The 11,249-nt window shown below is 70.8% G+C and carries 8 protein-coding genes; 5 read left to right on the plus strand and 3 right to left on the minus strand.

Annotated elements, in window-relative coordinates; all coding sequences use genetic code 11:
- The first annotated feature begins 74 nt into the window (after positions 1–74).
- The gene (locus tag ABZX11_RS43835) at positions 75–770 is read left to right on the plus strand and encodes a haloacid dehalogenase-like hydrolase (RefSeq protein WP_176172043.1); all 696 of its coding nucleotides are present in this window, start codon (positions 75–77) and stop codon (positions 768–770) included.
- A 109-nt stretch (positions 771–879) separates the two neighbouring features.
- Complete coding sequence (locus ABZX11_RS43840) at positions 880–3,006, plus strand: DUF2156 domain-containing protein (protein WP_354924568.1); 2,127 nt, start codon at positions 880–882, stop codon at positions 3,004–3,006.
- Here the strand turns inward: ABZX11_RS43840 and ABZX11_RS43845 are convergent.
- Entirely contained in the window at positions 2,984–3,658 is a 675-nt protein-coding gene (locus tag ABZX11_RS43845; protein WP_354924570.1) for a hypothetical protein, read from the minus strand. The genes ABZX11_RS43840 and ABZX11_RS43845 overlap by 23 nt on opposite strands.
- 76 nt (positions 3,659–3,734) lie before the next feature.
- On the opposite strand from ABZX11_RS43845, the gene ABZX11_RS43850 reads away from it, so the two are divergent.
- Positions 3,735–4,205: a DUF4231 domain-containing protein gene (locus ABZX11_RS43850; RefSeq protein WP_354924572.1), complete on the plus strand. Its 471-nt coding sequence runs from the start codon at positions 3,735–3,737 to the stop codon at positions 4,203–4,205.
- The gene (locus tag ABZX11_RS43855) at positions 4,202–8,164 is read left to right on the plus strand and encodes an NACHT domain-containing protein (RefSeq protein ID WP_354924574.1); all 3,963 of its coding nucleotides are present in this window, start codon (positions 4,202–4,204) and stop codon (positions 8,162–8,164) included. The genes ABZX11_RS43850 and ABZX11_RS43855 overlap by 4 nt, the downstream gene beginning before the upstream one ends.
- Here the strand turns inward: ABZX11_RS43855 and ABZX11_RS43860 are convergent.
- Positions 8,161–8,976 carry a hypothetical protein gene (locus ABZX11_RS43860; RefSeq protein WP_354924576.1) on the minus strand — a complete coding sequence of 272 codons (816 nt, stop codon included), beginning with the start codon at positions 8,974–8,976 and terminating at the stop codon, positions 8,161–8,163. The genes ABZX11_RS43855 and ABZX11_RS43860 overlap by 4 nt on opposite strands.
- Position 8,977: 1 nt before the next feature.
- On the minus strand, positions 8,978–10,726 hold the full coding sequence (locus ABZX11_RS43865; protein WP_354924578.1) for a proline--tRNA ligase: 1,749 nt from the start codon (positions 10,724–10,726) through the stop codon (positions 8,978–8,980).
- Between the two features lie 123 nt (positions 10,727–10,849).
- On the opposite strand from ABZX11_RS43865, the gene ABZX11_RS43870 reads away from it, so the two are divergent.
- Entirely contained in the window at positions 10,850–11,206 is a 357-nt protein-coding gene (locus ABZX11_RS43870) for a VOC family protein (protein ID WP_176172049.1), read from the plus strand.
- The last annotated feature ends 43 nt before the right edge of the window (positions 11,207–11,249 follow it).

Raw genomic sequence — 11,249 nt, forward strand, 5'->3', positions numbered from 1 at the left:
TTACGCCTCAAGGTACGACCCGGCCGCCAGAAAGTCAACGCGTGTTGAATAGCGTCCCCGGTAGCCTCGGACTCGTGACAAAGAAGCGGCTGGTGCTCTGGGACATCGACCACACGCTCGTGGACTTCTCCGAACTGGGCGCGGCCTGGTACGGGACGGCGTTCACCGCCGCGACCGGGACGGAGCTGCGCGTGCACCCGGTGTTCGGCGGCCGCACCGAACGGGCGACGACGACCGACCTGCTCACCGCGAACGGCTTCGAAGCCGCCGAGGAGACGATCCAGGCGCTGTTCAAGGCCCTGGTGGCGGAGTCCGAGCGCCACCGGCACACGTTCGCGGAGACCGCCCGCGCGCTGCCGGGCGCGGCCGAGGCGCTGGCCGCGTTCGCCGCCGAGGGCGACGTCGTGCAGACGCTCGTCACCGGCAACCTGCCGGAGATCTCCCGCCACAAGCTCGCCCCGTTCGGCCTGGACGAGCACCTGGACCTGGAGATCGGCGGCTACGGCACGCTCTCGGTGCACCGCCCGGACCTGGTCCCGCACGCGGTCGGGCTCGCCGCTGCCAAGCACGGCACCGAGTTCGGCGCGGACGCGGTGGTCGTCATCGGCGACACGCCGAACGACGTCCGCGCCGCGGTGGCCAACGGCGCGGTCTCGGTCGCCGTCGCCACGGGGCACTACTCGGCCGAAGAACTGCTGGCCGAGGGCGCGGACACGGTGCTGCCCGACCTCACCGACACCGACGCGGTCCGGCGCGCGGTCTTCGGCTGAGTCAACCTTCGGAGGGGGAAACCCTCAGCCGAAAGGACGACACCCCTAGGGGAAATCTCGTTCCCTTGCCCGATGTCCGCTGCTGCGGGAACTCGACAGACTCTTCCCCATGACTGACGCAGGGGCGGCGGCCGGGACCGCCGGAGGGGGCCGCATCCGGAGCACGGTTGCGGTGTTGAGACAGCGGCTGCCGTTCACCAGCGGCGTCACGCTCGCGATGCTGGTGCTGGCCGTCGCGACCGGCGCGCTGTGGAACGCCGCCGAAGACCGCGCGGCGTACCCGTTCGTCGCCTACGGGCTGCCGTCGCTGGAGGCGGGCCGGTGGTGGACGATGCTCACCGGGCCGTTCTTCGCCGTCATCCCGTGGTACTACCTGCCGATGGTCGGCAGCTTCGCGCTCTTCGCCGGCTTCGCCGAGTGGAAGCTGGGGACGCGGCGCGCGATGGCCGTGACCATCGGCGGCCAGTTCGTCGCGGTGCTCGCCGCGACCCAGTTCCTCGCGCTGTCCCGCAACTCCGGCTGGCTGTGGGCCGAGCGGGTCGCGGGCAGCCTGGACGTCGGCTTCTCCGGTGGCGCGCTCGCCGCGGTGGCGATCGCCAGCGCGACGCTGCGGCCGCCGTGGGCGCTGCGGCTGCGGGCCGGGCTGTGCGTGTACGCCGGGGTCGCCATCGTCTACGTCGGCACGCTCGCCGACCTGGTGCACTTCTTCGCGCTGCTGCTGGCCCTTCCGCTCGGCAAGCGCCTGGTCGGCACGCGCCGGGCCGGGGCGCAGGCGGGCCCCGACCTGCGGGAGTGGCGGGTGCTGGCGGTGGCCGGGCTGCTGCTGCTCACCATCGCCGAGATCGTGATGTTCCTGGTGCCCGGAGACGGCCCGTTCGGTTCCGACGACGGCGTTTCGCTGTCGGCGCCGGAGCTCGCCGTGCTGGTGCTGCTGGTGGTCCCGATGCTCAACGGGCTGCGCAAGGGCAGCCGCGTCGCGTGGCGCTGGGCCGTGGTGCTCTCGGCGTTCGTGACGCTGCAGGGCCTCGCCGTCGCGACGCTGCTGGGCGTGGCCGACCTCTTCGGCGGCGACTACGACACCGCGGGCCTGCCGTTGTTCTTCGTGGACAATCTCCTGTGGACGGTCGAGCTGGCGGTGCTGATCGCCGCACGCCACGCCTTCCGGGTGCCTTCGCGACGCCGGCTGCGGCGCCACGCGCAGGGTCCGGGGCCGGCGCTGGCCCGCACCCTGCTGGGCCGCCACGGCGGCAGCACGCTGTCGTGGATGACGACCTGGCCGCGCAACACCTACTTCGTCCGCGAGGACGGCCGGTCCTACCTCGCCTACCGCCGCCACGCGGGCGTCGCGGTGGCGCTCGGCGACCCGATCGCCCCGGACGGCACCGCGGCCGCGACGGTCACCGAGTTCGCCGCCATGTGCGAGAACTCCGGCCTGGTGCCGTGCGTGTTCTCGGCGACCGAAGCCACCGTCGCGACGACGCGCGAGCTGGGCTGGCAGCACGTCCAGGTGGCCGAGGACAACGTGCTCGACCTCGACGGCCTGGAGTTCCGCGGCAAGGCGTGGCAGGACGTCCGCTCGGCGCTGAACAAGGCGGCCAAGCAGGACATCGAGTTCCGGCTGGTGCGGCTGGCCGACCAGCCCGAACCGATCCTGGCCCAGGTCCGGGCGCTGTCGGAGGAGTGGATGTCCGGCAAGGCGATGCCGGAGATGGGGTTCACCCTCGGCGGCCTCGACGAGGCGATGGACCCGGCGACCCGGGTCGGCCTGGCGGTCGACGCGGAGGGCACGGTGCACGGTGTGACGTCGTGGCTGCCGGTCCATACGGGCGCGGGCAAGGTCGGCGGCTGGACGCTCGACGTGATGCGCCGCAGCGCCCACGGCTTCCGCCCGGTGATGGAGTTCCTGATCGCCTCGGCGTGCCTGGCCTTCCGCGAGGAGGGCGCGCGGTTCGTCTCGCTGTCGGGCGCACCGCTGGCCCGCAGCGGCGACGGGTCCCCGGCCCGCCCGGTGGACCGGGCACTGGAGTCGCTGGGCCGCGTGATGGAGCCGTACTACGGATTCCGTTCCCTGCACGCGTTCAAGGCGAAGTTCCAGCCGCGTCACGTGCCGCTGTACCTGGCTTTCCGCGACGAGGCCGACCTCCCGCGCATCGGGCTGGCCCTGAGCCGGGCGTACCTGCCGGACGTCCGCCTGCGGCAGCTGGCGAAGCTGGTCAGTAGCTCTCGGGCACGCTGATCCGCTGCGGGAACCGGATCTTCCGCCTGCTGACGACGTTCTGCTCCTTCGGGATCAGCCGTCCGTCGGTCAGGCGGAGCCAGTGGCCGTTCCGCGAGTCGGTGAAGGCGAGCATCACCCCGGGCGTCATCCCCGGCCGCCGCCACTCCTCGCGGATCGGCATCCGCCACTTCCCGGGCGGCAGGATCGCGTAGAGGTACTCGTCGTCTTCGATGTCCGGCCCGCGGTGCAGCGTGGAGCCGGTCATCGGCAGGTTGTGCACGAGGTCGAACGAGACGACGACGTGGTTGACCGCCTCGGCGTTCGCGTTGGACACGATGATGTAGCCGCGCTCGCCCGCGTATTCGATCCACGCGGTGACCTTCGCGGCCTGTTCCTGCCGTTCCCGCAGGTCCCGCTCGCGCCGGTCCTCGCGGGCGAGCCTGCCGTCGCGGATGGCGATCCACAGCGCCACCACCACGGCCGCGATCGTGCCGATGCCCCCGACCCACTGGCCCGAGGCGCCCCACCAGTCCGGGTCACGCGGCTGCACGAGCCAGCTCCCGGCCTTGGCCAGCAACGGCCCGAAGAGCAGCACGAACCCCGCGACGCCGAGCACCCCGAACGCGACGGCCCGCACGCGGCCGAGCCGTCGTTCCTCATCCCCGTTCATGTACCGCAGCCTGCCGAATCCCGGCGCCCGGCGGAAGCGGCAAAACGCCCGCGCCGCCGGTGCTACATTCGTCGTCGTGTCCGACGAGCCCTCCGGCGAGCTTGCCTTTCTGCGCACCGAACTCGACCAACAGCTGCACCGGTACACGAAGCGCCGCAAGCGCGACAAGCGGAAGGCGTTCGCACTGCGGCTGTCGACGGTGTTGTTGTCCGCGACGATCAGCGTCCTGCTCGGTTTGCGGAACTTCGACGGCTACACGGATCTGTTCGCGAACATCGCACTCGGGCTGGGTGCGCTGATCACCGTGCTCGCGGCGGCGGACGCCTTCTTCTCCCACCGGGAGCTGTGGATCCTCAGGACGCAGACCGTCCGCGATCTCGAGAACATTTCGCGGGATCTGCGCTACTGCATGAGCAAGGACCGTTCGCCGGAAGAACGCCGGCAGGACGTCGAGCGCATCTACGGCGAGCTGAACCGGGCCATCGAGCGCGACAGCAGGAACTGGGACCGCCTGCGCGCACCATCCGGCGCGGACCCGAAGGAATGACCCGCACGGCGGTCGTGCTCACCGCCCTGCCGGTCGAGTTCACGGCGGTCGCCGCCCGGCTGTCCGGTGCGGTCTGGCAGACCCACGCCCAGGGCAGCCGGTACCTCGTCGGGTCATCGGGAACCTGGCAGGTGGCGGTCGCGGAGATCGGCCGCGGCAACGAAGAAGCGAGCTATTCGACCGAACGCGCGCTCCAGCACTTTTCGCCGGACGTCGCGCTCTTCGTCGGTGTGGCGGGCGGCGTCAAGGACGTGGCGCTCGGCGACGTCGTGTTCGCCACCGAGGTCCACGGCTACGAGTACGGCAAGGAGGGCACCGACGTCTTCCTGCCGCGCGGCCAGGTCGGCACCGCGTCCTACGACCTCGTGCAGGCCGCCCGGTACCTGCGCCACGAGCTGACCGCCGGGTTCGCGGTGGTCGTCGAGCCGATCGCCGCGGGCGGCAAGGTGGTGGCGGACGCCGAGGCCCCCACCGCGGAGGTGATCCGGCGCCACTACAGCCAGGTGGTGGCGACGGAACAGGAAGGACTGGGGTTCGTCAAGGCGGCGTCGGCCCGGTCGGGCGTCTCGGTCGGCGTGATCCGCGGGATCAGCGACCTGCTGTCGGGCAAGGCGGACGCGGACCAGGCCGGCTGGCAGGAGACCGCGGCGAGCCACGCGGCCGAGTTCGCGTTCGCGCTGCTCGACGCGGCCGACCGGACGGCGTACTCCCTGGAGGACGTCGCCGGCGCTCTGCTGTCGGCGTTGCTCAGGCTCCACCGGTGGGAGTCACGTGAGGAAATCCCTGCGCTGGGCCGGGATCGGAGGGAGAAGCGGAAGGCGGACCGGCTTCTGGAGGACCTCGAGGAGGTGCTGCTGGAGCACCTGGAACGAGCCGCCGACACCTACGGCATCAAGGACGCCGGGTTCTTCCGGCAGGTGACGTCCCACCTCCAGCTGGTGGACCACACCCACCCGGCCGAGACGGCGGTCCTCCGGCCGCTCCTCGGTGAAGCGAAGTCCCCGGTCGAGGGCTATTTCCTGTCCGACGTCACGGCGTTCCTGGTCGGGGCGTACCTGGGCGTTCCGGACCTGCACCGTGACGCCCTGCCCGGCGCGATCGAGCGGGAGACGGACCTCCCGCAGGCCCTGGAGACGGCGCTCAGCAGCGTCCCCCGCCGGCAGCGAGCCCGCAACGAGGCAGCCGACGACCAGCTCTCGGCCGCCGCGTACACGACGGAATACCTGCGAGCGGTCAGCAACCGCCTCGACCACCTCGAAATCCTCGGCATCGACCTCGCCCGCTCGGTGGAGCGGTACGCACTGACCCCGGCATTCGTGGCCCTGTCGGCAGCGAGCGGCCAGTGGGACGACGACCACACCTGGTCGGGTGGCCGCCGCAACGACGTGGTGAACGTCCTGGCCGCCGCCACGCACCAGGTCCTCATCGGCGAGGCGGGCTCGGGCAAGACGACGCTGCTGCAGTGGATCGCCGTGGCCGCTGCTCGGGATCGGCTGCCGCCGAGACTCGCGCACTGGAGGGGCAAGGTCCCCCTGGCCGTCCGGCTCCGCCGCTACGTGGAACAGCCGCTTCCGGAGGTCGAAGCGCTCACCGACGAGGTGGCGGCGAGCCTCAACGCCCGGAAGCCGCCCCGCTGGTGCAGCGATCTGCTCGCCGAAGGCCGGGCCATCGTGCTGATCGACGGCTTGGACGAGCTCCCGGTTTCCCGTCGCCCCGCGGTGCAGCGCTGGCTCGACGAACTGCTGGGCACCTTCCCCGAGAACGTCTTCATCCTCAGCGGACGGCCGGCGGCCCTGCGCCACCCGGGTTTCAAGCTCGGGCAGTACCGCATGGCGCAGCTCGAACCGATGGGACCGGACCAGATCACGGCCCTGGTGCGGCACTGGCACGTCTCGACGAGCGCCACCCTGCCGAAGGAGCACCAGGAAAGCCACCGCGCCAAGGGAAAGCTCGTCACCGAGCACATCCTGCAAAACCCGGCGCTGCTCGACCTGGCCCGCACACCCCTGCTCTGCGCGGTGCTGTGCGCACTGGCGTACGCGCACAAAGGGGTCGGCAGCCTGCCCCGCCGCCGTCTCGACCTGTACGAGACAACGCTCGTCATGCTGGCCGGGCGGCGGGACACGGAACGCAACCTCGCGATTTCCCCGCTGGGGCCGGAGGAACGACTGGCGCTGCTGCAGGACCTGGCCCAGTGGCTGATCCGCAACGACCAGTCGGAGATCGCGAAGGACAAGGCCCTCAGCCACGTCGGGCAGACGTTGCGGTTGCTGCGCCAGGACACGATCACCGCGGAGGAGGCCCTGCACGACCTGATCGAGCGATCAATTCTTCGCGAGCCGGCGCCGGGCGTCGTCGACTTCGTCCACCGGACGTTCCTGGAGTTCCTGGCGGCCCGCTGGATGAGCGGCCAGGGCGACTTCGGCGCGTTGCTGTACTGGGCGGGCGACCCGTCGTTCGCGGGAGTGATCGCGCTGGCGGTCGGCATGGCGCGGCCCGCCGAAGCCACGAGCTTGCTGGGAAACCTGCTGTCGAAGGCGGAAAGCGCCACCCGCGGCGACCGGGAACACTTGTACAGCCTGGTGATGACCTGCGTCGACGCGTGCTTGCTGGTGGACGAGAGCGTGACCCGCAGGCTGGAGTCGTACTTGGAGTCGCTGGTCCCGCCGCTCAACAGCGACGCGATGTTGCGGCTCGTCGCCGGTGGGGACACCAGCGTGGGTCTGATCGAGCGGTTCCTGACCAGCACCGAGGCCTACGCGTCGGAACGCTGTGTGGAGGCGCTCGGCCGGATCGGCTCGCCGAGAGCGCTCAAGGTCCTGATCGACCTTCCGGTACCGCTGCGGCGGTCACTCGCGCAGAGCCTGGTCGAGGCCTGGTCGTTCTTCCCGCCCGCGGAGTACGCCGAACACGTGCTGACCGAACTCCACGCACCGACCGTGGTCGAACTGCGGGATGTCTCCCGCATTCCCTTCACCGGGCTGCTCGGCAGGGACTACCTAGTCCACGTTCATTCCCTGAACGAGATCTGGGTGGCTGCGCGCCTGACCGCCGGCGCACGGCTGTCCGGGGTGACCATCGACTCCGGACTCATCCTCGGCGATCTCGTCGAGTTGCTGGAAATCCCCGGCCTCCAGAACCTTTCAGTGGATCTCGAAGTTCTCGGTCCCGCCGATATCCGCGCGCTCCTGCCCCGGAACGACACGCTCACGTCCCTCGACCTGCGACTCGTGAAGACCGCCGATTCGACCAATGTCATCCTGGACTGCGGGTTCTTCCTTGCCGCCCCCAACCTGGTCGATCTGCGGGTGAGCGGGGACACCGGAATCAAGCTCACCAACCTCGCAGCCCTCGATTCCCTCGGCAAGCTCGAAAACCTGGAGCTGGAGGGGTTCGAACTGTCGAGCACGGAGACCGCGGCGCTATCCCTCCCTGCTCTGCGCTCCCTCAGTATCCCGGGATGGCCACTGACCGACCTCGACACCTTCGCCGGCTGCACCAACCTCGAGGTCCTCGACGCCCCTGACTCCGAACTCGAAAGCCTCCACGGCATCGCAGCTATGACCGGCCTGCGCAGCATCGCCCTGAACGGCTGCGTCTCTCTCACCGACATCGGCGAACTCAACCCGCTCAAGGCCCTCGAACACGTCGATCTCACCAACTGCATCGCCCTCGACGACGACGCCCTCGACGTCGTCGAAAAGCTCCCCCGCGAAATCGACCTCGAACTCGCCGGCTCCAGCGTCGACGCCGATCTCCGCAACGCCCCGCTGCAGATCCTCACCGAGCACGTTCCCGACGCCTGGCCCGACTCCATCGCCATGCTCGACGACGACCTCGACGTCACCCAGGAAGACTTCTTCGTCCGCTCGGTCGTCGGCGCGTCCCCCGCCGAGGAAGAATTCACGCACGGGTGGATCGTCGGCGACCTGGAGGCGTACGAAAGCCGCCCGCTCTAACGGACTGTCGTCGGCGGCGGGGTCGTCACACCGCGGTCCGCCGCCGGCACGAACCGGTAGCTCCGCACTATCCGCTCCAGCTCGTCCCGCGCCGACGTCCCGTAGGCCACGACCACACCGGACGTCCCCGAATCCTCGCCGAACGCCAGCACCGCCAGCTGCGCCTGCCGGACCGCGCACTCCCCCGTCGGCACCGGCGTCACCGAAGCGACCACCACCCGCGCGGGCACCGGGGTGCCGTCGGCCCGGGCGACCTGCGCGTCCGACCCCGGCCCGATCTCGGGCGCCGCGCCGTACGCCCCGGAAGCCAGGTCCGTCGCCGCCTTGCGGGCCGCTGCCTCGAGGTCGGCCAGTGGCTCCGTGGTGATGCCCGCTCCGCCGTCGCACTTGCCCAGGAACGCGCTCGTGATCAGCCGGATCCCGTCCCAGCCGTGCTGGGTGCCCGGGGCCGGCTCCCAGTTCGGCGGGACGTCGTAGGCGTAAGCGCCGTCACCGCCGGCCACGGACCGCCAGCCCGCGACCGCCGGCGGGACCGTCGCGCGCGGCGAAGGTGTCACCACCAGCGGCGATGGCGGCGGCGAGGACGACGCCGGACGCGGCTTGCCGATGCCGAACGCGTTCAGCACGCCCGCGACCAGGGCGATGAACACCAGCCCGAACCACGGCGCGCGCCGCCACTTCAGCGGCTTCGCCTTCGGCCGGATCCGCTTCGGCTGCGCGCGCGGCGCGTCCGCGGGTTCGTAACCGCCGAACCCGCGAAGCGCCGCGTTGTCCTCGTAGCCCGGCGTCGCATCTTCGGAACGCCGGTTCACGTCAGCTCCGGACGAGCTTGACCAGGTGCTCGACGACGGCGTCGACCGCGATCTCCTCGCGCTCGCCCGACCGCCGGTCCTTGACCTCGACGACGCCGTTGGCCAGGCCGCGCCCGACGACCAGGATGGTCGGCACGCCGATCAGCTCGGCGTCGGCGAACTTGACACCCGGGGTCGCCTTGCGGTCGTCGAGGATGACCTCGATGCCCGCCGCGTCCAGGTCGGCGGCGATCTTCTCGGCGCCGGCCGCGACGGTCTCGTCCTTGCCCGCGATGACGATGTGCACGTCGAACGGCGACACCACGCGCGGCCAGATCAGGCCGAGGTCGTCGTGGTTCTGCTCGGCGAGCACGCCGACCAGCCGCGAGACGCCAACGCCGTACGAACCCATGGTGATCCGGATCGGCTTGGAGTCGGGGCCGAGCGCGTCGACCTCGAAGGCGTCGGTGTACTTGCGGCCGAGCTGGAAGATGTGGCCGATCTCGATGCCGCGCGCGGCGACCAGGGTGCCGTGCCCGTCCGGCGACGCGTCGCCCTCGCGGACCTCGGCGGCCTCGATGGTGCCGTCCGGGGTGAAGTCGCGGCCGGCCAGCAGGTCGACGACGTGGTGGTCGACCTTGTCGGCCCCGGTGACCCAGGCGGTGCCGGGGACGATCCGCGGGTCGGCGAGGTAGCGCACGCCGTTGTCCTGCAGCGCCTTCGGGCCGATGTAGCCCTTGACGAGGAACGGGTTCTTCGCGAAGTCGGCCTCGTCGAGCAGCGCGACCTCGGCCGGCTCCAGCGACGCTTCGAGGCGCTTCATGTCGACTTCGCGGTCACCCGGGACGGCGACGCAGACGAGCTCCCACTCGGCCGAGCCCGGCTGCCGCGTCTTGAGCATGACGTTCTTCAGCGTGTCCGCGGCGGTGAACGTGCGGCCCAGGCCGGCCTTGTTGAGGAAGTCGACGAGCGAGTCGATGGTCGGCGTGTTCGGCGTGTGGTGCACCTGCGCCTCGGGACGGCCCTCGACGGGCTGCGTGGCGGGCGCGGGCGTGACGACGGCTTCGACGTTCGCGGCGTAGCCGGACTCGGTGCTGCGGACGTAGGTGTCCTCACCCGTCTCGGCGACGGCGAGGAACTCCTCCGACGCCGAGCCGCCCATGGCACCCGACGTCGCCTTCACGACGACGTACTCGAGGCCGAGCCGGTCGAACAGCTTCACATAGGCGTCGCGGTGGGCCTGGTAGGAGCGGGCGAGGCCGTCGTCGTCGAGGTCGAAGGAGTAGGAGTCCTTCATGACGAACTCGCGGCCGCGCAGGATGCCGGCCCGGGGGCGCGCTTCGTCGCGGTACTTGGTCTGGATCTGGTACAGCGTGACCGGGTAGTCGCGGTACGAGCTGTACTCGCCCTTGACGGTGAGGGCGAAGAGCTCCTCATGCGTCGGGCCGAGGAGGTAGTCGGCGCCCTTGCGGTCCTTGAGGCGGAAGAGGCCATCGCCGTACTCGGTCCAGCGGCCGGTGGCCTCGTAGGGCTCCTTCGGCAGCAGCGCGGGGAACTGGATCTCCTGCGCGCCGATGGCGTTCATCTCTTCGCGCACGACGGCCTCGATGCGGCGCAGCACGCGCAGGCCGAGGGGCAGCCACGAGTACCCGCCCGGAGCGACCCGGCGGACATAGCCGGCACGTACCAGGAGCCGGTGGCTCGGTACCTCGGCGTCCGCCGGATCCTCGCGCAACGTGCGAAGGAACAACGACGAAGTCCTGGTGATCACTGCGGGGCTCCCTGCGCCGGGCGGGTGTGAAAGTCCCGCTCAGGGTAGTCAATACCCCGGCCGTGACTCCAACGGGTTACTCGGCGGCCGGTTTTTGTCGGTGGTGCCCGCTAGCTTCGGGGCATGGCGATCCACATGGGCATGATCACGATCGACTGCGCGGAGCCGAGGCAGCTGGCGCAGTTCTGGACGGCGGCGCTGGGCACAACGGTGGCCCAGGACTACGAGGGCGAGTTCCTGATCCTCGCCCCGGCAGCGGAGGGCGGGCTGCCGCTGGCCCTGCAGCGGGTACCGGAGCCGAGAGAGGGCAAGAACCGAGCCCACATCGACTTCGGAGCGGAGAACCGCGAGGCCGAGGTGAAGCGGCTGGTGGGGTTGGGCGCGAAGGAGGTGGCGGAGCACGAGGTGCCGGGCCTGGCGTGGACGGTGCTGCAGGACCCGGAGGGCAACGAGTTCTGCGTATCGGCGGCGGTGCACTGAGGTAGCCGACCGAGGGAGAGGGTGGGGCGGGGGGGCGGGGAGA

Origin of the sequence: Amycolatopsis sp. NPDC004169 (assembly GCF_040610315.1) — a bacterium.
In the GTDB taxonomy this organism is placed as follows: domain Bacteria; phylum Actinomycetota; class Actinomycetes; order Mycobacteriales; family Pseudonocardiaceae; genus Amycolatopsis.

What these genes read in the sequence shown, in the direction of transcription:
- ABZX11_RS43840 (WP_354924568.1), top strand. Translation starts at nt 880, where the DNA reads ATGACTGACGCAGGGGCGGCGGCCGGGACCGCCGGAGGGGGCCGCATC.
- ABZX11_RS43845 (WP_354924570.1), bottom strand. Translation starts at nt 3,658, where the DNA reads ATGAACGGGGATGAGGAACGACGGCTCGGCCGCGTGCGGGCCGTCGCG.
- ABZX11_RS43855 (WP_354924574.1), top strand. Translation starts at nt 4,202, where the DNA reads ATGACCCGCACGGCGGTCGTGCTCACCGCCCTGCCGGTCGAGTTCACG.
- ABZX11_RS43870 (WP_176172049.1), top strand. Translation starts at nt 10,850, where the DNA reads ATGGCGATCCACATGGGCATGATCACGATCGACTGCGCGGAGCCGAGG.